This is a genomic window from Hoyosella levis, assembly GCF_026008515.1.
GTDB lineage: Bacteria > Actinomycetota > Actinomycetes > Mycobacteriales > Mycobacteriaceae > Lolliginicoccus > Lolliginicoccus levis.
In genome coordinates this window covers 104,490-129,593 of the sequence record NZ_BQYM01000007.1, presented here as the reverse complement: position 1 = coordinate 129,593, position 25,104 = coordinate 104,490, and the positions used below count along the sequence as shown (strand labels likewise).

General features: G+C 66.9%; 25 protein-coding genes. 9 read left to right on the top strand and 16 right to left on the bottom strand.

All coding sequences use genetic code 11. From position 1 onward, the window contains the following. Positions 1 to 29 precede the first annotated feature (29 nt). On the top strand, positions 30 to 2,090 hold the full coding sequence (locus tag QC765_RS09300; RefSeq protein WP_278314161.1) for an ATP-dependent DNA helicase: 2,061 nt from the start codon (positions 30 to 32) through the stop codon (positions 2,088 to 2,090). 195 nt (positions 2,091 to 2,285) lie between these two features. Here the strand turns inward: QC765_RS09300 and QC765_RS09295 are convergent, their stop codons facing one another. From QC765_RS09295 to ctaD, 4 genes are all read right to left on the bottom strand, one after another. Then, positions 2,286 to 2,537 carry a PLDc N-terminal domain-containing protein gene (locus tag QC765_RS09295; RefSeq protein ID WP_149361158.1) on the bottom strand — a complete coding sequence of 84 codons (252 nt, stop codon included), beginning with the start codon at positions 2,535 to 2,537 and terminating at the stop codon, positions 2,286 to 2,288. Between the two features lie 106 nt (positions 2,538 to 2,643). After that, the gene (locus QC765_RS09290; RefSeq protein WP_278314160.1) at positions 2,644 to 3,414 is read right to left on the bottom strand and encodes a peptidyl-tRNA hydrolase; all 771 of its coding nucleotides are present in this window, start codon (positions 3,412 to 3,414) and stop codon (positions 2,644 to 2,646) included. Next, positions 3,411 to 4,637, bottom strand: a complete 1,227-nt coding sequence (gene serB, locus QC765_RS09285) for a phosphoserine phosphatase SerB (protein WP_278314159.1) — start codon at positions 4,635 to 4,637, stop codon at positions 3,411 to 3,413. Before serB ends, QC765_RS09290 begins: the two co-directional genes overlap by 4 nt. A 112-nt stretch (positions 4,638 to 4,749) precedes the next feature. Continuing rightward, entirely contained in the window at positions 4,750 to 6,516 is a 1,767-nt protein-coding gene (gene ctaD / locus QC765_RS09280; RefSeq protein WP_278314158.1) for an aa3-type cytochrome oxidase subunit I, read from the bottom strand. A 333-nt stretch (positions 6,517 to 6,849) separates the two neighbouring features. Here ctaD and QC765_RS09275 point away from each other — a divergent pair, with 333 nt between their 5' ends. Then, positions 6,850 to 7,854, top strand: a complete 1,005-nt coding sequence (locus QC765_RS09275; RefSeq protein WP_278314157.1) for an ABC transporter substrate-binding protein — start codon at positions 6,850 to 6,852, stop codon at positions 7,852 to 7,854. 55 nt (positions 7,855 to 7,909) lie between these two features. Here the strand turns inward: QC765_RS09275 and QC765_RS09270 are convergent, their stop codons facing one another. Together QC765_RS09270 and QC765_RS09265 are read right to left on the bottom strand one after the other, a co-directional pair. Next, complete coding sequence (locus QC765_RS09270; protein WP_278314156.1) at positions 7,910 to 8,407, bottom strand: dihydrofolate reductase; 498 nt, start codon at positions 8,405 to 8,407, stop codon at positions 7,910 to 7,912. A 10-nt stretch (positions 8,408 to 8,417) separates the two neighbouring features. Further along, complete coding sequence (locus QC765_RS09265) at positions 8,418 to 9,233, bottom strand: thymidylate synthase (protein ID WP_278314155.1); 816 nt, start codon at positions 9,231 to 9,233, stop codon at positions 8,418 to 8,420. Between the two features lie 55 nt (positions 9,234 to 9,288). Here QC765_RS09265 and QC765_RS09260 point away from each other — a divergent pair, with 55 nt between their 5' ends. Then, complete coding sequence (locus QC765_RS09260; RefSeq protein ID WP_278314154.1) at positions 9,289 to 9,768, top strand: NUDIX hydrolase; 480 nt, start codon at positions 9,289 to 9,291, stop codon at positions 9,766 to 9,768. A 171-nt stretch (positions 9,769 to 9,939) separates the two neighbouring features. Beyond that, on the top strand, positions 9,940 to 10,761 hold the full coding sequence (locus QC765_RS09255; RefSeq protein WP_278314153.1) for a class I SAM-dependent methyltransferase: 822 nt from the start codon (positions 9,940 to 9,942) through the stop codon (positions 10,759 to 10,761). Here QC765_RS09255 and QC765_RS09250 read toward each other — a convergent pair. Continuing rightward, positions 10,758 to 12,047 (bottom strand): cation:proton antiporter, encoded by a 1,290-nt coding sequence (locus QC765_RS09250; protein WP_278314152.1) that lies wholly within the window; start codon positions 12,045 to 12,047, stop codon positions 10,758 to 10,760. The genes QC765_RS09255 and QC765_RS09250 overlap by 4 nt on opposite strands. 37 nt (positions 12,048 to 12,084) lie before the next feature. Beyond that, a complete protein-coding gene (gene nrdF / locus QC765_RS09245) occupies positions 12,085 to 13,092 on the bottom strand; it encodes a class 1b ribonucleoside-diphosphate reductase subunit beta (RefSeq protein ID WP_278314151.1) in 1,008 nt (335 codons plus the stop codon). A 159-nt stretch (positions 13,093 to 13,251) separates the two neighbouring features. Here nrdF and QC765_RS09240 point away from each other — a divergent pair, with 159 nt between their 5' ends. Beyond that, positions 13,252 to 13,653 (top strand): RNA-binding S4 domain-containing protein, encoded by a 402-nt coding sequence (locus QC765_RS09240; RefSeq protein WP_278314150.1) that lies wholly within the window; start codon positions 13,252 to 13,254, stop codon positions 13,651 to 13,653. A gap of 337 nt (positions 13,654 to 13,990) precedes the next feature. Here QC765_RS09240 and QC765_RS09235 read toward each other — a convergent pair whose 3' ends face one another. The 6 genes from QC765_RS09235 to QC765_RS09210 all read right to left on the bottom strand — a co-directional run bounded on the left by QC765_RS09235 (position 13,991) and on the right by QC765_RS09210 (position 20,115). Further along, entirely contained in the window at positions 13,991 to 15,466 is a 1,476-nt protein-coding gene (locus tag QC765_RS09235) for a flavin-containing monooxygenase (RefSeq protein ID WP_278314149.1), read from the bottom strand. A gap of 98 nt (positions 15,467 to 15,564) precedes the next feature. Then, the gene (locus tag QC765_RS09230) at positions 15,565 to 15,894 is read right to left on the bottom strand and encodes a hypothetical protein (RefSeq protein ID WP_278314148.1); all 330 of its coding nucleotides are present in this window, start codon (positions 15,892 to 15,894) and stop codon (positions 15,565 to 15,567) included. Positions 15,895 to 16,189: 295 nt separating this feature from the next. Beyond that, positions 16,190 to 18,331, bottom strand: a complete 2,142-nt coding sequence (gene nrdE / locus QC765_RS09225) for a class 1b ribonucleoside-diphosphate reductase subunit alpha (protein WP_278314147.1) — start codon at positions 18,329 to 18,331, stop codon at positions 16,190 to 16,192. Next, positions 18,328 to 18,756: a class Ib ribonucleoside-diphosphate reductase assembly flavoprotein NrdI gene (gene nrdI, locus QC765_RS09220; RefSeq protein ID WP_278314250.1), complete on the bottom strand. Its 429-nt coding sequence runs from the start codon at positions 18,754 to 18,756 to the stop codon at positions 18,328 to 18,330. Before nrdI ends, nrdE begins: the two co-directional genes overlap by 4 nt. Before the next feature lie 105 nt (positions 18,757 to 18,861). Then, positions 18,862 to 19,095, bottom strand: coding sequence for a glutaredoxin-like protein NrdH (gene nrdH / locus QC765_RS09215; RefSeq protein WP_278314146.1), 234 nt, complete (start codon positions 19,093 to 19,095; stop codon positions 18,862 to 18,864). 651 nt (positions 19,096 to 19,746) lie between these two features. Continuing rightward, positions 19,747 to 20,115: a hypothetical protein gene (locus tag QC765_RS09210; RefSeq protein ID WP_278314145.1), complete on the bottom strand. Its 369-nt coding sequence runs from the start codon at positions 20,113 to 20,115 to the stop codon at positions 19,747 to 19,749. A 259-nt stretch (positions 20,116 to 20,374) separates the two neighbouring features. Between QC765_RS09210 and QC765_RS09205 the strand changes: the two genes are divergently transcribed. The 4 genes from QC765_RS09205 to QC765_RS09190 all read left to right on the top strand — a co-directional run bounded on the left by QC765_RS09205 (position 20,375) and on the right by QC765_RS09190 (position 23,987). Next, positions 20,375 to 21,133: an ABC transporter ATP-binding protein gene (locus QC765_RS09205; protein WP_278314144.1), complete on the top strand. Its 759-nt coding sequence runs from the start codon at positions 20,375 to 20,377 to the stop codon at positions 21,131 to 21,133. Between the two features lie 77 nt (positions 21,134 to 21,210). Continuing rightward, positions 21,211 to 22,746, top strand: a complete 1,536-nt coding sequence (locus tag QC765_RS09200) for a hypothetical protein (RefSeq protein WP_278314143.1) — start codon at positions 21,211 to 21,213, stop codon at positions 22,744 to 22,746. A gap of 93 nt (positions 22,747 to 22,839) precedes the next feature. Further along, positions 22,840 to 23,784 carry an SPFH domain-containing protein gene (locus QC765_RS09195; protein WP_278314142.1) on the top strand — a complete coding sequence of 315 codons (945 nt, stop codon included), beginning with the start codon at positions 22,840 to 22,842 and terminating at the stop codon, positions 23,782 to 23,784. 2 nt (positions 23,785 to 23,786) lie between these two features. Next, a complete protein-coding gene (locus QC765_RS09190; RefSeq protein WP_278314141.1) occupies positions 23,787 to 23,987 on the top strand; it encodes a type II toxin-antitoxin system antitoxin in 201 nt (66 codons plus the stop codon). A gap of 136 nt (positions 23,988 to 24,123) precedes the next feature. On the opposite strand, the gene QC765_RS09185 is transcribed toward QC765_RS09190, so the two are convergent. Beyond that, complete coding sequence (locus tag QC765_RS09185; RefSeq protein WP_278314140.1) at positions 24,124 to 24,816, bottom strand: hypothetical protein; 693 nt, start codon at positions 24,814 to 24,816, stop codon at positions 24,124 to 24,126. A 151-nt stretch (positions 24,817 to 24,967) separates the two neighbouring features. Continuing rightward, positions 24,968 to 25,090, bottom strand: coding sequence for a type B 50S ribosomal protein L36 (gene ykgO, locus QC765_RS09180; RefSeq protein WP_149361194.1), 123 nt, complete (start codon positions 25,088 to 25,090; stop codon positions 24,968 to 24,970). Positions 25,091 to 25,104: the final 14 nt, after the last annotated feature.

The following is a 25,104-nucleotide window of genomic DNA, read 5'->3' as shown; positions in this document are numbered from 1 at the left end:
CCAGCCCCCGCCACGGGTACCCTCGTGGCGTGCCCGAACCGGCGACCACCTCCACCACCACCCTGCTGCACCATGCCGTCACCGCGCTCGGCGGGACCGAGCGGGACGGCCAGGTGCGCATGTCCAGCGCGGTGGCCCACGCCATCGATATCGGCGAGCATCTCGCCGTGCAGGCCGGCACCGGCACCGGCAAGTCGCTCGCCTACCTCGTCCCCGTCATCGAGCACGCGGTGCGCACCGGCAAGACCGCCATCGTCTCCACCGCCACCATCGCCTTGCAGAAGCAGCTCATCGACCGCGACCTGCCGCGCCTCGTCGAGGCCCTCGCCCCGCACCTCGGCCGCACGCCGCAGTTCGCGATCCTCAAGGGCCGCAACAACTACCTATGCCTGAACAAGCTGCACAACACACCCGACGAGCCCGACGACGAGGCCGATGAACTGTTCGACGCGTTCGCCGTCTCCCGCCTCGGCCGCGACGTCCGCCGCATCCACGACTGGGCCGAGACCACCGACATCGGCGACCGCGAGGAGATAACCCCCGGCGTGATGGACCAGGCATGGCGGCAGGTCAGCGTCACCTCCCGCGAATGCCTCGGCGCCGCCCGCTGCCCCATCGGCGAGGACTGCTTCGCCGAGCGCGCCCGGGCCCAGGCCGCGCACGTCGATGTCGTGGTCACCAACCACGCCCTCCTCGCCATCGGGGCGCTCTCCGACGCGCAGATCCTCCCCGACCACGATGTCGTCGTCATCGATGAGGCCCACGAGCTCGTCGACAGGGTCACCGGAGCGGCCGCCGCCGAGCTGACCGCGCGCACCATCGTCGCAGCCGTCCGCAAGTGCGCCAAGCTCATCGACGAGCGCGACTCCGACCAGCTGCACTCCGCGTCCGACAACCTCGGCGACGTCCTCGACAGCATCCCCGGCGGGCTCTGGGAAACCCTGCCGCATGGCACCGAGTACGCGCTCGCCGCCGTGCGCGACGCCGCCTGGAACGCCCGCACCGCCATCGGCCCCATCCGCTCGGCCGGCAATGCCGAGCCCGAGGCCCTCGGCGCCCGCGCCGCCGCGCTCTCCGCGCTCGACGAGATCCACGACACCGTCGTCCGTATCCTCGAGAACTTCGGCGAGCCCGATGCCGCCAAGCGCCGCGACGTCGTGTGGATCACCTCGGATGACCGCCGGGGCGCCATCCTCCACGTGGCCCCCCTCTCGGTCGCCGGGCTGCTGCGCTCCAGCCTCTTCGCGAACGCCACCGTGATCCTGACCTCCGCCACCCTCGCCATTGGCGGCGCGTTCGATGCCCTCGCCCGCACCTGGGGGCTACCCATCACCAGCAACACCCCCGGCGAGACCACCCGCGACGCCGACCCGGCACTAGCCACCGGGAAAGAAGCACCCAGCGACACCCAGGCACTGCGCTGGTCCAGCCTCGATGCTGGTTCCCCGTTCGATCACGGCCGATCCGGCATCCTCTACGTCGCCAGCCACCTGCCCGCGCCCGGCCGCGACGGGCTACCCCCCGCCTACATCGACGAGATCGTCGACCTCATCACCGCGAGCGGCGGACGCACCCTCGGCCTCTTCTCGTCCATGCGCGCCGCCCGCGAGGCCACCGAGAAGGTCCGCGAGCGAATCGACACCCCCGTGCTCTGCCAGGGCGAGAACTCCACGGGCCAGCTCGTCCGCGAGTTCGCCGCCAACGAGGAAACCTCGCTCTTCGGCACCCTCTCCCTCTGGCAGGGCGTCGACGTGCCCGGCCCGTCCTTGTCGCTGGTCATCATGGATCGCATCCCGTTCCCGCGGCCCGATGATCCGCTGCGGCGGGCTCGCCAGCGCGCCATCGAGTCCCGTGGCGGCAACGGATTCATGACCGTCGCCGCGTCCCACGCCGCGCTGCTCCTCGCCCAGGGCGCCGGGCGCCTCCTGCGCTCCGTCGACGACAAGGGCGTCATCGCCATCCTCGATCCTCGCTTCGCCACCGCCCGCTACGGCGGCTTCCTGCGCTCCACCCTGCCGCCCTACTGGTCCACCATGGATCGCAGCGTGGCGCTCGGGGCGCTCGCCCGCATCCGCGACTCGCGCGGCTAGAGGCGGGCGGCTGGTGGCTGGCGGCGGCTGGTTCCGCAAAAGCACGGGAAACTGTCAAACGCGATAGAAACTGACCTGGCATTTGCACAGCTTCTATCGCGTTTGCAGCCGGCGGGCCAGCGGACGACGGGCCAGCAGCAGCCGGGCCGACGGGCCAGCGCTAGCAGCAGCCGCCCGGCCCGCCGCCGACGAGGCCTAGATGCGCACGTTGCGGCCGAGGAAGAACCACAGCAGCGGACCGAGCAGCGGAAACACGAAGATCAGCAGGATCCACACGATCTTGCCCACCCCACTGAGCACGGTGGAGGACAGCACGCTGACGAGGGCGGCGATGAACAGCACGAGCGCGGCGATCGCCACGACCGCGAGGAGGATCACCAGCCCGATGCTCACCGCGTAGCCGGAGTCGACCTGGGTTGCTTGAGCAAGGATCAGCGTTGTTGTCATGCCCTAGACATTATCGGCGCGCGCGGGCAGTCTCGTCAGCCTGGGGGCGGATCCTGCGATCATCCCGAGGTAGGACCGGGAGGCAAGGTTTCCACCCCCGGCGACCCTATCCGGGCCAGTGGGCGACGACGGTGGCGGATCCTGGTGCGATCTCGGTGAAGCCAGCGTCACGGACCACGATTCCGTGACCGTCGCGGGCCTGGTCGAGGAGCGCGGACCAATCCGCGGGGCCAGCCTCGACGATGGTGCAGGCATAGTCCTGGCGCGCCCATTCCCACGCTTGCTCGGCAGTGAGAGTGGCGGCGAGCAGCATGCTGGCGTGCCCGGCCTGCGCCGCGGCCTTGCCGACAGTCATGCCGAGGGCGGTGTTGATCGCAAGGACAGGCTGGGCAGGCCCCAAAGGCTTTGGGGCCGCGGGCTCCGGCGGGATGTCAGTGCCACTGATCTGTAGCTTCTTGATCCGGGGGTCGAGGTCACCGATGCGGCCGGGCACGAAGGCACGCGCGTGCGCGGTCCCGGCCGTGCAGGTGACGCCGGGCACGTCCTGGGCGGCGTGCCATGCGGCCCCGCGGGCTCGCCGGGCGACCTTGCGGATCCGCGCTCCCATCCAGGAGTGCAGCGGATCGTGCCAGGGCCCGCCAAGGCCGGCATTGGGGTGGAGGCATACGGCGACGGCGGATGCTGCGGCAGCGGCGAGCAGGTCATGCCGGGTGGGCGGCTCGGCCCGAGGGATATGCAGCACCATCTGCATGGCCCGCACATCAGCGGGGTCCGCGGGGTCTGGCTGGTAAGTATGGCGCGCGCGGGGGTGGCAGTGCTCGACGAGCGCTGCGTGGCGCTCGATGAACTCCGCATCGACGTGGTCCGGCGTGGTCATGCGATGGGGACGCGCCGACCGACTCCCTCGGCAGCGTCGGCGTGCTCGATCTCATCGCGGGTGATGCCGAGGATGAACAGGATCGCATCGAGGTAGGGGTGGGTGAGCGAGGCGTCGGCGACTTGCTGGAGCGCTGGCTTGGCGTTGAACGCGATTCCGAGCCCCGCTGCTTCGATCATGTCGATATCGTTCGCGCCGTCACCGACGGCCACGGTCTGCTCGATGGGCACGCCCCGCTGATCGGCGAACGTCTGCAGCGCCACGGCCTTGGCGGCACGGTCGACAACATGGCCAACGACGCGCCCGGTGAGGACACCATCGATGATCTCAAGGGTGTTCGCCTCGACGAAGTCGAGCTCGAGCTCGTCGGCGAGGGGCTGGATGACTTGCCGGAAACCGCCGGACACGACGCCGCAGCGGAACCCGAGGCGGCGGAGGGTGCGGATGGTGGTGCGGGCACCTGGAGTCAGCTCGAGCTGCTGGGAGACGGCCTCGATGACGCTGGCGTCGAGCCCGGCGAGGGCGGCGACGCGCCGGTGCAGGGATTCGGTGAAGTCGATCTCGCCGCGCATCGCTTGCTCGGTGACGGCACGCACCTCGGCTTCCCGCCCGGCGTGGGCGGCAAGCATCTCGATGACCTCGCCCTGGATGAGCGTGGAGTCGACGTCGAACACGATGAGCCGCTTGGCGCGCCGAGCGAGGCCACCGCGCTCGACGGCGATATCGACGCCCTCGGCAGCGGAGAGCTCGGCGAGGTGGTGACGGAGCATGGTGTCATCCTCAGCGGTGCCGCTGGGGGTGGAGACGTGCAGCTCGAGCCCGGTGAGGGGGTAGTCGGCGACGCCGCGGATGGTGTCGATGTTGACACCGATGCTGGCGAGCTCGCGGGCGATGACCTTGAAGGCGCGGGCGGTGACGGGACTGCCGAGCACCACGAGGGCGTGGGTGGAGAGGCTACGTCGCTCGGCGTGGGCGACACCGATCTCGACGTCGACGTCGAACCCGATCGACGCCATGGCTTGCTCGACCTCGTCCTGCAGCGATTCAGCGTCACCGGGGGTGGTCAGGAGGACGCCGAGGGTGAGCCGCCCGCGGATGACGACCTGCTCGACATCGAGGAGGTTGGTGTCGTGCCGCGAGAGCGCCCCGAAGAGAACGGAGGTGACACCGGGCTTGTCCCGACCCGTCACGGTGATCAGGACTGTTGTCTCCGGCGTGGTCACGGTCGTCTCCCCTTTCAGCGCTGCGCGCGCCCCTTGCGTGAAGCCTAATGGTGTTCCACCGCAACGGCCCTGCCAGCGGGCTGTGCAGGCAGGGCCGTTCTGGTGCGAGGTGCTACTTGTCCTCGGATGTGTTCTTCGGACGGTAGGGCGGCGGGGCGTGGCGGTCGGCCTCGATGAGCTCGTTGGCCTTGTGGCCGTGGCCGGGGCCGACGTGGGCCTCGTCGCGCATCCGCTCGATCATGTGCGGGTAGTGCAGCTCGAACGCGGGGCGCTCGGACCGGATGCGCGGCAACTCGGTGAAGTTGTGGCGCGGCGGCGGGCAACTGGTGGCCCACTCCAGGGAGTTGCCGTAGCCCCACGGGTCATCGACGGTGACGACATCACCGTAGCGGGCACTCTTGAAGACGTTCCAGATGAACGGCAGGGTCGAGGCTCCGAGGATGAACGCGCCCACGGTGGAGATGGTGTTGAGCGTGGTGAAGCCATCGCCGGGCAAGTAGTCGGCGTAGCGGCGGGGCATGCCCTCGTTGCCCACCCAGTGCTGCACGAGGAACGTGGCGTGGAAGCCGATGAACGTCAACCAGAAGTGCCACTTGCCGAGGCGCTCGTCGAGCATGCGCCCGGTCATCTTCGGGAACCAGAAGTAGATGCCGGCGTAGGTGGCGAACACGATGGTGCCGAAGAGCACGTAGTGGAAGTGCGCGACGACGAAGTAGCTGTCAGAGACGTGGAAGTCCATGGGCGGGCTGGCGAGCAGCACACCGGAGAGGCCACCGAAGAGGAAGGTGACAAGGAAGCCGACGCTGAACAGCATGGGCGTCTCGAAAGTGAGATGCCCCTTCCACATCGTGCCGATCCAGTTGAAGAACTTCACGCCGGTGGGCACCGCGATGAGGAACGTCATGAAGCTGAAGAACGGCAGGAGGACCGCGCCAGTGGCGTACATGTGGTGCGCCCACACAGCGATGGAGAGAGCCGCGATGGCCAGGGTGGCGTAGATCAGGCCGGTGTAGCCAAAGATCGGCTTGCGGGAGAAGACCGGGAAGATCTCGGAGACGATGCCGAAGAACGGCAGCGCGATGATGTACACCTCGGGGTGGCCGAAGAACCAGAACAAGTGCTGCCAGAGGAGCACACCACCATTGGCCGGGTCATAGATGTTCGCCCCGAGCTGCCGGTCGGCGAGCAGGCCGGCGAGGGCCGCGGTGAGCAGCGGGAAGGCCAGCAGGATCAGCACGCTGGTGACGAGGATGTTCCAGGTGAAGATCGGCATGCGGAACATCGTCATGCCGGGCGCGCGCAGGCAGATGACCGTGGTGATCATGTTGACGGCACCCAGGATGGTGCCGAGGCCGCCGACGGCGAGGCCAGCGATCCACAGGTCACCGCCAGGACCAGGCGAGTGCAGCGAGTTCGACAGCGGGGTGTAGGCCGTCCAGCCGAAGTCAGCGGCGCCACCGGGGGTGAAGAACCCGCTCACGACGATGAGGGCACCGAAGGTGTACAGCCAGTACCCGAACGCGTTGAGCCGCGGGAACGCCACGTCGGGCGAGCCGATCTGCAGCGGCAGGATGAAGTTGGCGAACCCGAAGAGGATGGGCGTCGCGTAGAGCAGCAGCATCACCGTGCCGTGCATGGTGAACAACTGGTTGAACTGCTCGTTCGACAGGAACTGCAGTCCTGGAACAGCGAGCTCGGCGCGCATCAGCAGCGCCATGACCCCGCCCACGAGGAAGAAGAAGAACGACGTGGTGAGGTACATCAGGCCGATCAGCTTGTGATCGGTCGTCGTGAAGATGTCATAGATCAGGGAGCCCTTCGGCCCCTGCCTGGGCGGATACGGCCTGTCTAGGACTGGCTTGGGCGCAACGGCGGTCACTGATCCTCCTGACTGCGGCGTCCACGACCCGGGGCTCTGGTTCGGGCGAGGGACTATTGGCTGTCGCTACCAGAGAATCCTAGACCGTCCGGATCCGAGTGTGTGCACCGGTCCTACTCTTTGTCGTAAATGGTGCCGAGCTAGTGCCCCGCCGCGAGTTCCGTGGGGCGAACCGCATCAGGATACTGCGCCCGCGCAGCGGGGTCGCACGGGCATGCGCCAACACGGCCCCCACCAAGCGATGTACACGTACTCCCCCGATGCGGGCCGGAGTGCTGTTGGGTATCCCCCGGCGGTTTCCCGCTTTCCCGAACTCGTCAGGAAGATCCCCACATGACTATCCGCATGCCACGCCGCAGGTCCGCCCTCCTCCTCGCGGGACTCACCGTCCTCGCGGGATGCGGCTCCCCCGCCCCCACCGCCGAGGAAGGCCTCGCCAGCGATGCTGGCTTCCCGCGAACCGTCGAGCACTTCCGTGGCTCGACCGACATTCCCGCGCCCCCGTCGCGCATCGCCGCGCTGGACTCCTCCTACGCCGATGCGACCCTGCTCCTCGATGCGCAGCTCGTCGCCCACACCGATTACCGCGGCGAGGGCCTGCCCGAGTACCTCGGGGAAGATCGCGAGCGGTTCGCTGCCGGGGCGACGTCGATCGGGGAGCTCTCGGACCCTAGCCTCGAGCAGCTCGCTGCTCTCGCGCCCGACCTCATCATCTCCGCCGAGATCCGCCACGGAGAACTCTACGAGCAGATGTCGAGCATCGCTCCCACGGTGTTCTCCCAGTCCACCGGCCCGACGTGGAAGGACAACATCCGGCTGCTCGGCGAGGCGCTCGGCAAGGAGGAGCTCGCGGAGTCCGAGCTCGCCGCGTACGAGGAGCGCGCCCGGAAGGTGGGCGACGCGATCAACGCCAAGCACGGCGACCCGGTCGTCTCGATCATCCGGTTCGCCGGCGAGCCCACCGCCCGCTTGTACCGCACCTCGTCGTTCAGCGGCATCGTCCTGCAGGACGCCGGGATCGCGCGCCCGGAGTCACAGCTCGACGACCCGAGCGATCCGACGAGCATCATGAACTCCATCAGCCCGGAGAACCTGCACCTCGCCGAGGGCGATGTGATCATCGTGTCCACCTACGAGCCCGACGATGACGCCGACGCCCGCACCGTGCGTGATGCCGCCGAGGCGTTCACCGGCAACCCGCTATGGGAGACGCTGGAGGGGCGGCGCGTCAGCGTGCGCGATGATATCTGGATGACTCCAGTGAGCGTGCAGGGAGCGCACGCGATCCTTGATGATCTCGCGGAGATCTTCGAGGTGGACCCGCACCGGGAGGACTGACGCGGGACAAGGAGCAGGGCGCCGCTATGGCGCCTTGTTCCAGCTCCGTGCCAGGCTAGTGGCGCGCGTACTCGAGGAACCGGTACCGGATGCCGGTCCGGGAGATGCTCCACCCCTCGCCGGGGCCGGTAGCCGTGACGCGCCATCCCGGCCCGATGGCGGGCGCGAACGCATCCCCCTCGACATCGAGATCGACCTCGGTGACGTGCAGGCCAGAGATGCCGAGCGTGCTGGCCTGCTCGAGGGCCTGGGCATAGATCTGCGAGCCGCCCATGATCCACGCATCGGGGTAGCTGATCGTGGCCTCCTCGAGGGAGCGGACGGCGTGCGCGCCCTCCGCCTCCCATGCGGGGTCGCGCGTGAGCACGACATTCGCTCGGCCGGGCAGCGGCCGGAATCGCTCGGGCAGGGAATCCCAGGTGCGGCGTCCCATGATGACAGGATGCCCCTGGGTCAGCTCGCGGAAGTGCCGCATGTCCTCCGGGACGTGCCAGGGGATGGCGCCGCCGGCCCCGATCGCGCCGTTGCGTGCCTGCGCCCAGATCAATCGCATGCTGCTCCCCCTAGACCGCGATCGGCGCCTTGATGCCCGGATGGTGCTGGTACCCGTCCACGATGAAGTCATCGAACTCGTAGTCGAAGAGCGTGGCGGGCTTGCGGGCGAATCGCAGCCGCGGGTACGGGAAGGGATCCCGCGCGAGCTGGGTGCGCACTTGCTCGACGTGGTTGTCGTAGATGTGGCAGTCGCCGCCGGTCCAGACGAACTCGCCGGGCTCGAGCCCGAGCTGGTGCGCGACCATCTCGGTGAGCAGCGCATAGCTGGCGATGTTGAATGGCACGCCGAGGAACATGTCCGCCGAGCGCTGGTACAACTGGCAGGACAAAGCACCGTCGGCCACGTGGAACTGGAAGAACGCGTGGCAGGGCGGGAGCGCCATGTCCTCGAGCTCGCCGACGTTCCAGGCCGAGACGATATGGCGCCGCGAGTCCGGGTTGTCCCGCAGCGAGTCCATCACCCGGGCGATCTGGTCGATGTGCCGCCCATCAGCGGCCGGCCAGGAGCGCCACTGCACGCCGTACACGGGCCCGAGGTCGCCGTTATCGCTTGCCCATTCGTCCCAGATGCTCACGCCGTGCTCCTGCAGCCAGCCGACGTTGCCGTCGCCACGGAGGAACCACAGCAGCTCGTAGGCGACGGAGCGGAAGTGCACCCGCTTGGTCGTGATGAGCGGGAACCCCGCTTTGAGGTCGTAGCGGATCTGGCGGCCGAACACGCTGCGCGTTCCCGTTCCGGTGCGATCGCTCTTGGCGACACCATGCTCGAGGACATCACGGAGCAGATCCTCGTAGGGCGTGGGGATGGCGGTTGGCGCAGGCACGGCACCACAGTATCGGAACTTCTGTACTTGAAAAAAGGAGATAGGCTCGGCGCTCGTGGCCATCCCTGAGTTCATCCTCCAGCTCCGGCAGCATGTGGGCACCTCGCTGCTCTGGCTGACCGGCGTCAGTGCCGTGGTGCGCAACGAGCATGGCGAGATCCTCCTCGCCCGCCGCGCCGATAGCGGTGAGTGGGCGGTGATCTCCGGCATCCTCGAGCCCGGCGAGGAACCGGGCCCCGCCCTGGCCCGGGAGGTCGCCGAGGAAGCAGGCATCGAGGTGGTTCTCGAACGCATCACTAGCGTCACCACCAGCCCCGTCATCACCTATCCGAATGGCGACCAGGCCCAGTACGTCGACATCTGCTTCGCGGCCCGGCACGCCGCGGGCACTCCCCACCCGGCCGATGGGGAGAACACCGACATCGGCTGGTTCGCGCCCGATCAGCTGCCCGACGATCTCGCCGCGACCTCCCGCGAGCGCATCTCGCTGGCGCTCTCCGCTGGCGCGGAGGCATGGTTCCAGGGCCTTCGGTAGCGCGACGCGATCACGAAGCGCCCATTCCCGGTGCGCCGTGGTTGATTTGCCTGGCAATTCGGCCGCTTTGCCCTACTATCCGTACGTACGCGTTGACGTAGCCGAATCCGATTCGCCAGACTTGATCGCAGGGGTTTCGAGCCCATCGATCCGCACGAGGGAGAGCCTCATATGATCACCCCGGAAGAGCTCGAGAAGCTCCTCGACCCCGTGCCCGAGACGATGCTCGGAACGCTCCGTGACCGCGCGCTGGAGGCCGAGCGCCCCGGCGCGAAGCTGAAGGACCCCGTGGCGGTGCAGGTGTTTCGCAGCCTGGACTACGACTGGGAGAAGTTCGGCGCTACAGCGCAGCCGAACTGGATGCGGGCCCTCACGTTCGATCGGGTGTCCAATGAGTTCCTCGCCCGGCATCCCGCGGGCACGATCGTCTCGCTCGGCGATGGACTCGATACGGGCTTCTTCCGCATCGACAACGGCACGGTGCGGTGGGTATCGGTGGACGTGCCCCCGGTAGCGATGCTGCGCGACCGGCTCATTCCCGCCAATGACCGGCTCGTCAATGTACCGGTCTCCGCGTTCGACCTTGCCTGGATGGAGCACGTCACCAATCCCGAGGATGGCGTGCTGATCCTGGCCCAGGGTGTGTTCCAGTACTTCACCGAGGACGAGGTCACGGGGCTGCTGCAGGCCTGCGGGGAACGCTTCCCCGGCAGCGAGGCCATCTTTAACGTCGTGCCGGAGTGGTTCAGCCGCAAGACGCGCAAGGGCTGGAAGAAGCGCGAGGACTACCAGATCCCAGCTATGTATTTCTCCCTCGACCCGCATGATCTGGACCAGCTGCGCACCAAGGTGCCCGCGGTCGAAAAGGTCCGCACCGAGCGCATGGTGCCGGGGCATGGTGTGTTCGGCCCAGTAACGATGAAGCTCATCTACTCGATCGGAAAGCTGCGCAATGCCTGGCCGGCGATCGCTCGCGTGGAGTTCAGCGGCTAGCGCTGGAGGTTCCCGGGCGGGACATGGATGTTCCACCGGTGCCGCGACGGCAAATGATGCTCCTCCACGACCTGGTGCTCGGGCGCGCCGGCATCGAGCTGGCTAGACCGGGCACCGAACGCCCGGGCCCACGGCGCGGCCGATAGGCCATGGGCAAGCACGCTCAGCATCACCGTGGTCGTAGCGATGAGCAGGATCGTGGCCGAGTTCGCGACACCGGCCTGCTCCACCACGAGCAGCGCGAACAGTATCGACGCGAGCCCGCGCGGGCCAAACCACCCCAGGAACAACACCGATTCGAGGCGCAGCCCCGTTCCGGCCGTGGCTATCGCCACCGCGAGGGGCCGGAGGAGGAGCAGGCTGGCCGTGGCGAGCGCGAATGCCCGCCAATCGACATCGGCGAGCTGGTCCCCCGCGACGACGGCAGCGAACACCGTGAAGGTAATGATCGTGAGGAGCTCGCCCTCGCGTGACGCGAAGTCATCCACGTGGCGGGTCTCGCGGCGCGCGACCGTGCCGAACGCGAGGCCAGCCATGAACGCAGCGATGAACCCATTGCCGCCCAGCGATTCGGCACCGGCATAGGTGGCCGCGGCCAGCCCCACCACGGCGAGCCGCTGGTAGGTGGAGGTGACCCAGCCAGCGGCCGACGCGCGCTGCAGAAACCAGCCACCGCCCGCACCGATCCCGATTCCCGCGAGCACGCCCCAGCCGACCTGGGCAGCCGCGAACTGTGCCCAATCGGTGGTGGTGCCCGGTGTGCTTTGGCCCGCGAGCGCCACGAGCACCAGCACCACCGGCAGCACGATCCCGTCGTTGAGCCCGCTCTCGACATTGAGGGTCTGGCGGATGCGCACGGGGACTCGCTCGTCACTGACGACTGCCACGCCGAGGGCGGCGTCGGTGGGCGCGAGAACAGCCGCGAGGAGCGCTGCCTGCCACATCGTGAACTCGTCGAACAGCAGCATGCCCGCGCCGGTGCCCAGCAGGATCATGAGGGGCAGCCCGATGCCCAGTAGCCGCAGTGGCAAGGAATACTCGCGGCGCAGCACCGCGAGGTTGATGCGCGCGGCATCGGTGAACAGCACCAGGACGAGAGTGGCCTCGGCGAGCACGCGGATGGCCTCGTGATCCGCGGCCTCGTCGATGGCTCCGACGCCCGTGGCGCCCATCGCGAGGCCCGCGGTGACGAAGAAGATCGGCGCGGTCACGGGACTACCGCGCAGCCGTCCCGAGACCAGGCCGAACAGGACTATCAGCGCGGCGATCAGCAGGATCGCGCTCACCGTCGGATCCTAACCGGCGCACGCATGGAGCCGCGGGCTAGAAGTCCCAGTCGTCGTCCTCGGTATTGACAGCCTTGCCAATGACGTAGGAACTGCCGGAGCCGGAGAAGAAGTCGTGGTTCTCGTCGGCGTTCGGCGACAATGCCGAGAGGATCGCCGGGTTCACATCCGTCTCGTCCTTCGGGAACAGCGGCTCGTAGCCGAGGTTCATCAGCGCCTTGTTGGCGTTGTAGCGCAGGAACTTCTTGACGTCCTCGGTGAGGCCAACACCGTCGTAGAGATCCTGGGTGTACTCGACCTCGTTGTCATACAGCTCGAACAGCAGCTCGAAGGTGTAGTCCTTGAGCTCCTGCCGCCGCTCGGCGCTCACGAGCTCGAGGCCACGCTGGTACTTGTAGCCGATGTAGTAGCCATGCACGGCCTCATCACGGATGATCAGCCGGATCATGTCCGCGGTGTTGGTGAGCTTCGCCCGCGACGACCAGTACATGGGCAGGTAGAAGCCGGAGTAGAAGAGGAACGACTCGAGCAGCGTGGACGCGACCTTGCGCTTCAGCGGATCATCGCCACGGTAGTAGTCCATGACGATCTGGGCCTTGCGCTGCAGGTTCGTGTTCTCCTCCGACCAGCGGAACGCATCATCGATGTCGCGGGTGGAGCACAGGGTGGAGAAGATCTGCGAGTAGCTCTTCGCATGGACGGATTCCATGAACGCCACGTTCGTCAGCACTGCTTCCTCGTGCGGCGTCAACGCGTCGGGGATCAACGACACCGCGCCGACGGTGCCCTGGATGGTGTCGAGCAGCGTCAGGCCGGTGAACACCCGCATCGTCAGTTGCTTCTCGAAATCGGTGAGCGTGCCCCAGGACGGGATGTCATTGGACACCGGCACCTTCTCCGGCAGCCAGAAGTTGCCGGTGAGGCGATCCCACACCTCGGCGTCCTTCTCATCGGGCACGCGGTTCCAGTTGATGGCCGAGACCCGGCTCACGAGCTTGATCGGAGCACCACCAGCGGGGCTGTGTGCATCAGAAAGAGCCGTCATGATCCCCTACTCCCAATAAGTCTTGAACCTCGAACCAACTGGCGTCACGGTGCCCACGAGGAGCGGGCGCCCGGACCATCGAGGCTACCCGCGAAGAGTACCCCTGTGCCGGGCTCTGCTCAATCGTGCCACGCATGCCCGCGCCCCTATCCTGGTGGCATGAGCGAGCACGGAAGCAGCCGCGTCCGCGTGGACGCATGGCTATGGGCAGTACGGATCACCAAGACCCGCTCCCAGGCCGCGACATCCTGCCGCGGCGGCCACGTCCGGGTCAACGGAGCATCGGCGAAGGCAGCGCAGCTCATCGGACCAGGCGACGAGGTGCGCGTGTGGCACCACGGGACGCTGCGCGTCCTCGAAGTGGTGGCGCCGCTCGCCAAGCGAGTGGGCGCACCGGTCGCGCAGCGCGCCTACCTCGATCGCAGTCCCGCTCCCCCGCCGCGGGAAGTCCTCGCCTCGGTGCCGCGGCGGGATCGTGGCGCGGGCAGGCCCACAAAGCGGGAACGCCGCCAGCTCGACCGGCTGCGCGCGATGCCAGGAGACGAGCTGGACGAGGGGTGACCCAGCGGGTCGGCGGGTGACCCCGCTGGAGGCCGCGCTGGCGACCGCGCTGGAGGCCGCGCTGGCGACCGCGCTGGAGGCCGCGCCACCGCAAAAGCACCGGAAACCGGTAAACGCGATAGAAGCCGCCCTCGGATCTCCGCGGTTTCTATCGCGTTTGCTGCCACAGCCGCCGGGGGCACCGGCCGCGCCGTCGGCTCCGAGGCCTGGCTCGGGTTCGTGCTCACCCAGACCTCATTCACCGTGCTGCTGCCCGGGACCGGCGGAGCGAACGTGATCTCGACGGTCTCGCCTCCCGCCCCGACCGCGCTCCATCCGCGCTGTTCGCGGCGCTCGATCAGTCGAACACGTAGTCGTCGATCGGGAAGGTCCGGGCGTCGCGCCGCGCGCCGATCACCGAGCTCGGGCGCAGCAATGTTGCCTCGCCGTGCGGGTCGAAGTAGTAGCTGCGGCTTCCCTCGCAGGAGCCCAGCTGGAACACCGATCGACCCAGCCGGTCGGTCATGTTGTCCAGGAACTCGGCGTTGGCCTGCTCGGTGACCTCGACGGTGCGCGCCGCACGGCGCTCGATCTCCTCGAAGACGCGTCGCAGGTGCACCATCTGCGCCTCGATGGTCCAGAAGTACGAGAGGCCGGTGTAGCTGTAGGGGCTGTGCAGGCTGAAGAAGTTGGGGAACTTCGGCACGGCCAACCCCTCGTATGCCTGGAACCTGGTCTCGCGCCAGAACTCGCCCAGGTTGCGCCCGTCGCGGCCGGTGACCTCGATCGCGGGGAAGTTTTTCTCCCAGAGCGAGAATCCCGTCGCCAGCACAAGGGTGTCGATCTCGTGCACCGTCCCATTGGCCATCTCGATGCCGTCCGGGAGCACCCTTCGGATCGATGTGGGCTCGAGCGTGACATTGGATCTCGCGAAGGTCGGGAAGTAGGCATTGGAGAAGGTGGGCCGCTTGCAACCGAACGAGTACCGCGGGGTGAGCGCGGCGCGGGTCCGGCGATCCCGCACCTGGGCAAACATGTGCGCCTTCGCTAGCAACGCGGCGACGTCATTGAACCGGTGGCCGTACTTGTAGTTGAGCACGCCCACGGTGTTGAGCGTCTCCAGGACAGCCGAATTGGCGAAACGGGCAACGCGTTGAGTGATGGGCAGCGCGCTGAACACGGTGCGAACGGGCGCAGGAATCGTGAAATCGACCTTCGGTACCACCCAGATCGGCGTGCGCTGGAACACCGTGAGGTGCTGGGCCATCTTGGCCAGCTCCGGGACGAGCTGCACACCGGTCGCCCCGGTGCCGATCACGCCAATGCGTCGCCCCTCGAGGTCGGCCTCGTCGTCCCACTTGGCGCTGTGGATCACGGTGCCAGCGAAGTCCTCGATGCCCTCGATGTCGGGCAGCTTGGGCTGGCTGAGGTACCCGGTGGCGGTGATCAGGTACCGGGTACGCAGGGTCTCGCCGCCCGCAAGAGCGACCTCCCACTCGGCCTTGTCCGCGTCCCACGTCGCGCCGACCACGTCTACTCCGAATCGCATGAGGCGGCGCAGGCCATACTTGTTGGCGACGTGGCTCGCGTAGGCCTTGAGCTCCGAGCCTGGCGCGTACAGGCGCGACCAGTTCGGATTGGGCTCGAACGAGTACGAGTAGGTGACTGACGCGATGTCAACGGCAAGGCCCGGGTAGTGGTTGACGTGCCAGGTTCCGCCCAGATCGTCCTCGCGCTCGAGGATCACGACGTCGTCGATCCCCATCTTGCCCAGCTCGATCGCGGCACCCATGCCCCCGAAGCCGGCCCCCACGATGATCACGTCGTGCGCCATAGATACCGATGGTATGCGAGTACCGGCGGATTTCAACGTGCGGCTGCGCTGCGACGATCCGTCAGGACGATCCGGCGACGGCTTCGGGGGGCAAACCCCTATGCGAGGACGACGCGCTCGCCCCAGGCGAGGATCGTGGCCATGGTGGAGCGCAGGCCTTGCGGCAGTGCCTCACCGGTGGCGCTCGCCCACGCCTGCTCGAGCTGGCGGGCCACATCGTCGGCGGGCTGGCCGGAGCAGTAGGGGCGCAGCCTGTCGAGAACCGGTTGCATGCGTTCCTTGAACTCGGCGGTGCCAGCGATGGGGACACGGCGCTGGAAGCCGGGGCCCCTGTCGGTGCGGCCGGTGACAGGGCTGCGGTACTGGCTACCGGGATGCTGGCCGCTTGGGTAGTGCGCGGCTGCGGGCCGGGTGATCGCGGTGGTCACGAGTTGGCAATCCTTTCGCATGGATATGCCCCATACCGGTCCCGTCGTATTGCTGACGGGACCGTGCTCGCTTACCCTGGTGTTCTCTGAATGGGTCCTGGCGCGCGCTGGGGCCGTGGGCCCGGCTGTTGCAGCAGCCGGGCCCTTTTCATGTGTGCGGTCGTCTTCCGTGCGGCGGTCCTGGTCCCGCTGCCTGGGTTGCAGCCCGGGCAGCGGGCTGGACCGGGTTCCCGAGCCTTGGCGTGGGGTCACGCGGATAGGTCTACAGGAGCAGTCCGACAGTTCTGTTCGCGCGCTACAGCATGCAGCTCACGCAGCCCTCGACCTCGGTGCCCTCGAGCGCCATCTGGCGGAGCCGGATGTAGTAGAGCGTTTTGATTCCCTTGCGCCAGGCGTAGATCTGCGCCTTGTTGAGGTCACGGGTGGTGGCGGTGTCCTTGAAGAACAATGTCAACGACAGGCCTTGGTCCACGTGCTGGGTGGCCGCCGCGTAGGTGTCGATGATCTTCTCGAAGCCGATCTCGTACGCATCCTGGAAGTACTCCAGGTTGTCGTTCGTCATGTACGGCGCCGGGTAGTAGACGCGGCCGATCTTGCCTTCCTTGCGGATCTCGATCTTCGAGGCGATCGGGTGGATCGACGACGTGGAGTGGTTGATGTAGCTGATCGACCCCGTCGGCGGCACTGCTTGCAGGTTCTGGTTGTAGATGCCGTGCTCCTGCACCGATGCCTTGAGCTCGAGCCAGTCATCCGGGGTGGGGATGTGGATGCCCGCGCCGTCGAACAACTGCTGCACCCGCGCGCTCTTGGGCTTCCACTCCTGCTCGATGTACTTGTCGAAGAACTCGCCGGAGGCGTACTTCGACTCCGGGAAGCCCTTGAAGTAGCTGCCCCGCTCGATCGCGATGCGATTGGAGGCGCGCAGCGCGTGGAACAGCACCGTGTAGAAGTAGATGTTGGTGAAGTCGATGCCTTCCTCGGACCCGTACTGGATGTACTCGCGGGCGAGGTATCCGTGCAGGTTCATCTGGCCGAGGCCGATGGCATGGGACTCGTTGTTGCCATGCTCGATGGAGGGCACCGAGTTGATATGCGTCTGGTCGGACACCGCGGTGAGCCCCCGGATCGCGGTCTCGACCGTCGCTCCGAGATCGGGCGAGTCCATCGTCTTGGCAATGTTCAGGCTGCCGAGGTTGCAGGAGATGTCCTTGCCGATCTCCGCGTAGGACAGGTCCTCGTTGAACCGGCTCGGCGTGCTGACCTGCAGAATCTCCGAGCACAGATTGGAGTGCGTGATCTTGCCCTTGATCGGGTTGGCCCGGTTCACGGTGTCCTCGAACATGATGTACGGGTAGCCGGATTCGAACTGGAGCTCGGCGATCGTCTGGAAGAACTCGCGCGCCTTGATCTTGGTCTTGCGGATGCGCCGGTCGTCGACCATCTCGTAGTACTTCTCGGTGACGTCGATGTCAGCGAAAGCGACCCCGTAGACGCGTTCGACGTCGTAGGGCGAGAACAGGTACATGTCCTCGTTCTTCTTGGCGAGATGGAAGGTGATATCGGGGATCACCACGCCGAGCGACAGCGTCTTGATGCGGATCTTCTCGTCGGCGTTCTCGCGCTTGGTGTCGAGGAAGCGGTAGATGTCCGGGTGGTGGGCATGCAGGTACACCGCGCCCGCGCCCTGCCGGGCCCCGAGCTGGTTGGCGTAGGAGAACGAGTCCTCGAGCAGCTTCATCACCGGGATGACGCCGGAGGACTGGTTCTCGATCTTCTTGATCGGCGCGCCGTACTCGCGGATATTGCTCAGAAGCAGCGCCACTCCCCCGCCGCGCTTGGACAGCTGCAGCGCCGAGTTGATGGAGCGACCGATCGACTCCATGTTGTCCTCGATGCGCAGGAGGAAGCATGACACGGGCTCGCCGCGCTGCTTCTTGCCCGCGTTGAGGAAGGTGGGAGTGGCGGGCTGGAAGCGGCCCGAGATCATCTCGTCGACGAGGCGCTCGGCGAGGGCGGTATCGCCCGCGGCCAGGCTGAGCGCGACCATGCAGACACGGTCCTCGAAGCGCTCGAGGTAGCGCTTGCCGTCAAAGGTCTTGAGGGTGTAGCTGGTGTAGTACTTGAACGCGCCGACGAAGGTGGGGAACCGGAACTTCTTCTTGTACGCGCGCTGGAACAGCGACTTGACGAAGTCGCGGTCGTACTGGTCGAGGACCTCGGGCTCGTAGTAGTCCTTCTCGACGAGGTAGTCGAGCTTCTCGTCGAGGTCGTGGAAGAACACGGTGTTCTGGTTGACATGCTGCAGGAAGTACTGTCGCGCGGCGGCGGTGTCAGCCTCGAGCTGGATCTTGCCGTCGGGGCTGTACAGGTTCAGCATGGCGTTGAGCGCGTGGTAGTCGAGCTCGGGCTCGTCCTGGCGCACGGGGGCCGGGGTCATGTGGGTGGTGAGTGTCGGTGCCAAAACTGTTCCAATCCCTCGCGGACGCGGTGCACGTCCTCAGCTGTGCCCATCAGCTCGAAGCGGTACAGGTAGGGCACCTGGCACTTCGTCGAGATGATGTCCCCGGCGACGCCAAAGGCATCACCGAAGTTGGTGTTTCCCGCAGCGATGACGCCACGGATGAGTTTCCGGTTATGAGGGTTATTGAGAAACCGAATAACCGGCTTAGGCACAGCCCCTAGGTGGCGACCTTGCGCGTCTTTCCCGCCCGCATAGGTGGGGAGGATCAGCACATAGGGGTCGTCGACCTCAAGAACTTCGCCTTCACTTTGAGTGGGAATCCGGAATGCAGGAAGGTCGAGCTTCTTCACGAAACGGTGCGTATTCTCCGAAATACTGGAGAAGTAAACAATATTTGCCATTGCTTTCACCGCCGCGTAATTCTTGCCCGACCTCCCGCGCGCCTCCCGGCACTAAATCCTCGCTAGCGCGGCCACGCGCCACGCAGGGCGCGCCGCCCGCTGGCATCATGCCGCAACGGCAGAGAGCTCCTTGATCCGATCTGGCCGGAAGCCCGCCCAGTGGTTATCGCCAGCCACCACGACGGGGGCCTGCAGGTAGCCGAGCGCCATGACGAAGTCACGCGCGCTGTCATCCTCGGAGATGTCGATGATCTCGTACTCGAGGCCAGCCTTGTCGAGGGCGCGGTAGGTAGCGTTGCACTGCACGCATGCGGGCTTGGTGTAGACAGTGATGCTCATCTGCTGCCGACCTCTTTCATCTCAGCACCCATCGGCGCTTGCTCCAGTGTCATCAGCCCGCCTTGCAGCGGACAAAAGCCGGCCCAGGACCGGCTGAGCGGCACCTTTCGAGGCCTCCGATCGGCTTCCCCTCCGACCGCCACCCTTGGGGGTGCTGCTCTGTCGTAGACACTACACCTAGTGTCTGACACTGCAAGCGAATCGCATATCTTGTAATCACAAACCTGAAATTCCCAGGTCGCGACGCCTCGCCCGGGCCCGAGTTGGCGTGTCGCCACGCCGGGTGTCCCAGATGTTGCGACGAGGTGAATAACACCGGTGTCATTCGCCCCGATCCCACCGTTCCAGGGCGCCCCGCGAGCGCTACCAGCTGTGACCTGGCCACTTGCTACTGCGGAATGCTGCAGCACGCGGGAGAGGCCCTGGCGCTCGCGACGAGACGCCTTCCGCGCGCCCACTCGCCGGCCGAGGCGCAGCGCCAGGCAACAGCAGGAGGCCCGCTGCATCGCATGCTTGGACATGCGATGCAGCGGGCCCCGTCCGGTCCACGCGTCCCCGCGATCACTACGGCAACGAGCCTCGAGCCAGCCCCCTGCGGGGCCGGGCGGGAGGACTCGCGCGGATCGCGGCTATCGAACGATAGCTACCAGATCATGATTTCAATTGATCACGCACTTCGATGATTTCTTCCACTCCCCGGTCGCCACCCTCGGGCTTGTGCATGCGGAATTGCTCGACATGCTCGAGATACCGGTCACAAACCTCGATTGCCTTGTCCTTCTGGCCCTGGCGCGCGTAGATATCCGCGGCCATGTGGGTGTAGATGCGGGGCATTGCCCAGCCCGCGATCTTCGTGGATTCCTCGGCCGCGGAGATAATCTCTAGCAGCAGCGGGAGGGCCTCGTCGTCCGACATTTTCTTGATCTCGGGGATCCAGTCGCAATGATGGCGGCCGCGCACCACTTCCGCTGCTCGCGCGCTTTCGAGCCGGGCATGTGTTTCGTCGCTGCTGTCGAACATGGTTCTCCTCTTGTCGATCTGCTGAGCAAGACATGGGCCACTGAGGACCACCAGCCGAGGGCATAACCGCTGCCCCATTCCAGTATCCCTCAACACTATGTCGTGGATCACATCGCTCGATGCACGATCAGCATATCCGTGTTCCCCGCTATATCCATGCTCCACGCCACGCGCATCGCTCTCCGGTGGCGGGGTCGTACGCGAGAAGGAAGGATCCAGAGGGGAATACACGCTGTCACGAAAACCGGGAGGCCCGAGCATGGCAGGCACCAATGCCCTCGAGATCGAGGGGCTCGCCAAGTCCTACGGCCAGCAACCAGCAGTCCGCACGATCTCGCTCGACGTTCCCGCGGGGTCGTTCTTCGGGCTCGTCGGCCCCAACGGGGCGGGCAAGACCACGACGCTGGCCATGTGCACGGGGCTGCTGCGCCCCGACATCGGGCAGGCGCGCATCTTCGGCCACGACACCTGGCGCGAACCGGTGCTCGCTAAGTCGCTGATGGGAGTCCTCCCGGATGGGCTCACTCTCATCGATCGCCTCACCGGAGCGGAGCTGCTGCGCTACCAGGGGCTCCTGCGCGGCATGGAGCCCCGCGTCATTGACGAGCGGACGACCGAGCTTCTCGCCGTGCTCGGGCTCGATGATGCCCGAGACAAGCTCGTCGCCGACTTCTCGGCGGGCATGACCAAGAAGATCGGCCTCGCCGCGGCGATGCTGCACGCACCCCGGCTGCTCGTGCTCGACGAGCCCTTCGAGGCGGTCGATCCCGTTTCCTCGGCAACGATCCGGCGCATCCTGCAGCGCTACGTGGCCGGTGGAGGCACCGTCATCCTGTCGAGCCACGTGATGGCCACTGTCGAGCAATTGTGCAGCCACGTCGCGATCATGGCCCACGGATCCATCGCCGCCCGGGGGCCCATCGAGGAGGTGCGCGGAAGCGAGTCCCTCGAGGATGTGTTCGTTCGCCTCGTCGGTGGTCGCTCCGACGATGAGGGGGAGCTGCAATGGCTGCGCTAGAAGGACCCCGGCCAGAACAATCCCGGCTAGAACAACCCCGGCCAGAACAACCGGGGCTGGCACGAACCGTCCTGGAAATGCGCTGGACGATGGCCCGCCACCAGCTCACCGGCAACACGCTCGTCGTGAAGGTACTGGCAGGGCTCCTCGGGGTGGTGATCGCGCTCGCCTCCCTCGCGGTCGGCCTGATCTCGCTCGATCGCCCCGGCGCCGACCATGATCTTCTTGCGCTGCTCGCGATCGGGTGGGGCCTGGGGTGGGTCTTCGCGCCCATGGTCGCGGGCATCTCCGGGGGCGGCCTGCGTCCCGTGCACTTCGCGCTGCTCCCGGTGCCAGCCGGGCCGCTCGCGCGCGCGATGCTCGCCACCTCGCTGCTGACGGTTCCAGCAGCACTGGCGATCGTGGGCCTCGCGGGCCCGGCGCTGCATGCTCTGCTGCATGCCCCGCTCGCGCTGGTCATCGCGGTACCCGCGGTCGCGCTGCAGGCCTTGTTCATCGTGGGGCTCTCGCGCGTGGTGATGCTGCTGCTCGCGGGTGCCGCAACCAGCCGCCGGGCACGCGATGCCGCCATGATCATCACCGTCGCCCTCGGTGCCGTGCTGTGGTTGCTCTACATGGGCCTGCAGCTGATCGTTCCGCTTGTTGTCGACGGCGATCCGGCGTGGCTGAGCACGGTCCTGCGCTCGGTGCCGTTCAGCTGGGCAGCCACGGCCTCCGCGCTCGCCGAGTCGGGCCAGTGGGGAGCCGCCCTGGGAGTGCTCCTCGCTCTTGCCGCTCTCGTCGCCGCGCTCGCCGCAGCCTGGACTCCCCTGTTCGCCCGGCAGCTGAGGTGGCCCGAGCAGGGCGGTGGGGAATCAGCGAAGCGCGGTTCCTCGCGGCTCGACGGGGCGTCGACGCCCATTGCGGCAGCCGCGCGCAAGGAGTTGCTCCTCTCATGGCGCGACCCTCGCCGCAAGGCCCTGATGCTCATAGTGCCTGTTTTCCTCCTCGTCATCTTCGCCGGGCCGTCGATCTCCGAGGCCTTGGCGGTGTACTTGACGACGTCCGGGTTCATCCTGACGATCCTGCTAGTGAGCGGGTGGCTGAATCTCTACGGGCTCGACGGCCCGTCGTTGTGGCAGGTGCTGGTCTCGCCGGGCGGCACGCGGGTGGACGTGCGCGGCAAGCAACTGGCCTGGCTGGTCCTGGCCGCGCCCCTGCTGATGGGCACGATCCTCGTGCGCTACCTGTTCTTCGGCCGAGGGCTGGATGCGCTCGCGTTCGATGCGGGGTCGTTGCTCCTCGCGCTTGGTGCCGATTCCGCCATCGTGGTGGTGGCCTCCGCTACCGCGCCGTATCCGGTGCCGTCCGCGAAGCAGGGCAACCCCTTCTCCACGCGTGGCTCGTTCAATGGGCCTGCGTTGTTGTCCGGGATCGTGGCCATCGCCGCAGTGGTGGTCGTGTTCGTGACGATGCTCGCCCTGACCGCTCCCGGCGGCTGGCTGGCGTGGCTGGCGGTGCCAGTGGGTGGCGCTGCGGGAGGGGCTGCCTGGCTCTACGGCGGACGCATAGCGGCGCGCGTGCTCGATGACCGTGGACCGGAGATCCTGGCGATCGTGCGCAAGGAGCCGTGAACCGAGCGTGAGCGGATAGCACCGCTCACGCTATTCACACACTCGTAAAAAGTGATATCATCATGGCATCAACTGCTCGAGAAGGAGCCTTATATGCCTGAATCACGCACGCCCCTCGATAGCACCGCCGGGACCCCGGTCATCCCCGCCCCCTCCATCAGCGAGCGAGAAGCCACCAACATCAACGGCTGGCCCGTGCTCGGCGGCGGGATCGTGGGCGTCCTCGCCGGGGTCGCGATCCTCCTCGGCGGCATCGCGCTCGGCCAGGACTCGGCAGCACCGGGGATCGCCCTCGCGGTCGCAGGAATCCTCCTCATCATCGTCTCGATCTTCATGCTCGTGGGCCTGACGCTCGTCGAGCCCAACGAGGCGCGCGTGCTGCAGGTGCTCGGAGGCAATTACAGCGGCTCCGTGCGCATCCCGGGCCTGCGCTGGGTCAATCCGTTGACGCAGCGGCAGCGGGTGTCGGTGCGCATCCGCAATCACGAGACCACGAAGTCGAAGGTCAACGATGTGGAAGGCAATCCCATCGAGATCTCGGCCGTCGTGGTGTGGCAGGTCAAGGACACCGCCCGCGCGGTCTTCGCGGTGGATGACTTCGTGGAGTTCGTCGCGTTCCAGACCGAGGCGGCGGTGCGGCACATCGCTGGCAGCTACCCGTATGATTCGTCGGGCCAGCTCTCGCTGCGGGAGAACGCGGACGCGATCAATGCAAAGCTCGCCGAGGAGATCGCCGCGCGCGTCACCTCGGCCGGGGTCGAGGTCATCGAGTCCCGCATCACGCGGCTGTCCTACGCTCCGGAGATCGCCCAGGCCATGCTGCGTCGCCAGCAGGCGGGGGCGGTCATCGCGGCCAGGCAGCTCATCGTCGAGGGCGCGGTCACGATGGTGCAGCAGGCGCTCGCCCGCCTCGAGGCGGATTCTGTCGTCGAGCTCGATGAGGAGCGCAAGGCTGCCATGGTCTCGAACCTGCTGGTGGTGCTGTGCGGGGATCGTGACGCGCAGCCCGTGGTGAACACCGGCTCGCTCTACCAGTAGCCATGGAGCGGAAGAAGATCCTGCTGCGGCTCGATCCCGCCGTCCACGACGCGATCGCGAAGTGGGCGGCGGACGAGCTGCGCAGCACCAACGCGCATATCGAGTACCTGCTGCGCGCGGCACTGCGCGACGCCGGTCGGGAACCTCGCGACGCGCGACCGATCAACCGGCCTGGTCGGCCGCGGCGGGACGAGCAGGGCTAGGGGGCCGCTCCTGCCCGAGCGCCTTGCGAGTGTGCGAGAAACGACAGCTTCCGTGATCGGAGCTGTCGTTTTTCGCACAGTCCTCGTGCAGTAGGCAGCTCAAGGCAACTTGCTCCACCCGCCGGAGCAGCGCGGGTCACTCGCCGGTGAAGTCGGGGTTCTGGGCGAGGAAAGCCTCCGTGCGGACCGACAGCTTCGAGGTGGTTCCCGCGTTGGGAAGGCTCGCGCGGAGGTTGACGACCGTATTGAACGCGCCCATGGGTCCAGCTCCGCTCACGGAGGGCACGGGGAAGCCGCTGGCAGCGACATTGACGTTGCTGATGCCGATCACGCTGCCCGGAATGCCCTTGCGGATGAGCCGTGGGATGTTCTCGGCACCGTCTATGCGCTGCATGCGCACGATGAGTGGCTTGGCGTGGGTGCCGATGTAGCAATCGCCGCCCACGAAGGGATTGTGGACGTGGATGCGGAGGAAGAGCGTCAGGTCGAAGGCCAGGAGGTCATTGATGACCAGGGGCTTGACCGCCTCGACGCGAGAGGTGACGGCGCCCATGTTGCCGAGGAAGCGTGAGACGCCATCGAGGCCCGTGACTCCCCCGGGGACCTCGAGGAACTCGCCATAGATGCCGTGGCTGCCGTCGGACGGTGGGATGAACTTGCCATCCGTCACGCCACCGCTGATCTTGAGGCCGCCGTCGCTGATGGGCACGACAAAGTCTCCGCTGCGGAACTCGCCGCCGCGGATGAGCACGGTGAGGCAATGCTGTGCGCGTGGTGTCGCGGCCACGAATCCTGGGAAGGCGCCCTTGGCGCCAGGCAATCTACTCACCGGTTGGTCTCCTCGCTCAAGCGCCCGCGCGCGGTTTCGGGGATCAGCGAACTCCTGATCCTTGTCTACCGCACGCGGGCGCTTGGCGAGGCCTGGTTGGGTCACACGTGAACAACAGCCGGCTATCTCGAGCCAGGTGCTTCACGTGGCCTCAGCCCTGGCGAGCCTTGAAGCGCGGCTCCTTCTTGTTGATCACGTACACCTTGCCGCGCCGCCGGACGACCTGGGCGCCGGGCTTCTGCTTGAGCGCGCGCAATGACTTACGAACCTTCATGGGGATCCCTCTTC

Coding starts and splice junctions, on each gene's coding strand:
- QC765_RS09275 (WP_278314157.1), top strand. CDS start 6,850: ATGACTATCCGCATGCCACGCCGCAGGTCCGCCCTCCTCCTCGCGGGA.
- QC765_RS09295 (WP_149361158.1), bottom strand. CDS start 2,537: ATGACAACAACGCTGATCCTTGCTCAAGCAACCCAGGTCGACTCCGGC.
- QC765_RS09190 (WP_278314141.1), top strand. CDS start 23,787: ATGGAGCGGAAGAAGATCCTGCTGCGGCTCGATCCCGCCGTCCACGAC.
- QC765_RS09235 (WP_278314149.1), bottom strand. CDS start 15,466: ATGGCGCACGACGTGATCATCGTGGGGGCCGGCTTCGGGGGCATGGGT.
- ykgO (WP_149361194.1), bottom strand. CDS start 25,090: ATGAAGGTTCGTAAGTCATTGCGCGCGCTCAAGCAGAAGCCCGGCGCC.
- QC765_RS09270 (WP_278314156.1), bottom strand. CDS start 8,407: ATGCGATTGATCTGGGCGCAGGCACGCAACGGCGCGATCGGGGCCGGC.
- QC765_RS09290 (WP_278314160.1), bottom strand. CDS start 3,414: ATGACCACGCCGGACCACGTCGATGCGGAGTTCATCGAGCGCCACGCA.
- QC765_RS09205 (WP_278314144.1), top strand. CDS start 20,375: ATGGCAGGCACCAATGCCCTCGAGATCGAGGGGCTCGCCAAGTCCTAC.
- QC765_RS09200 (WP_278314143.1), top strand. CDS start 21,211: ATGCGCTGGACGATGGCCCGCCACCAGCTCACCGGCAACACGCTCGTC.
- QC765_RS09210 (WP_278314145.1), bottom strand. CDS start 20,115: ATGTTCGACAGCAGCGACGAAACACATGCCCGGCTCGAAAGCGCGCGA.
- nrdI (WP_278314250.1), bottom strand. CDS start 18,756: ATGGCAAATATTGTTTACTTCTCCAGTATTTCGGAGAATACGCACCGT.
- nrdF (WP_278314151.1), bottom strand. CDS start 13,092: ATGACGGCTCTTTCTGATGCACACAGCCCCGCTGGTGGTGCTCCGATC.
- QC765_RS09240 (WP_278314150.1), top strand. CDS start 13,252: ATGAGCGAGCACGGAAGCAGCCGCGTCCGCGTGGACGCATGGCTATGG.
- QC765_RS09255 (WP_278314153.1), top strand. CDS start 9,940: ATGATCACCCCGGAAGAGCTCGAGAAGCTCCTCGACCCCGTGCCCGAG.
- nrdH (WP_278314146.1), bottom strand. CDS start 19,095: ATGAGCATCACTGTCTACACCAAGCCCGCATGCGTGCAGTGCAACGCT.
- nrdE (WP_278314147.1), bottom strand. CDS start 18,331: ATGACCCCGGCCCCCGTGCGCCAGGACGAGCCCGAGCTCGACTACCAC.
- QC765_RS09195 (WP_278314142.1), top strand. CDS start 22,840: ATGCCTGAATCACGCACGCCCCTCGATAGCACCGCCGGGACCCCGGTC.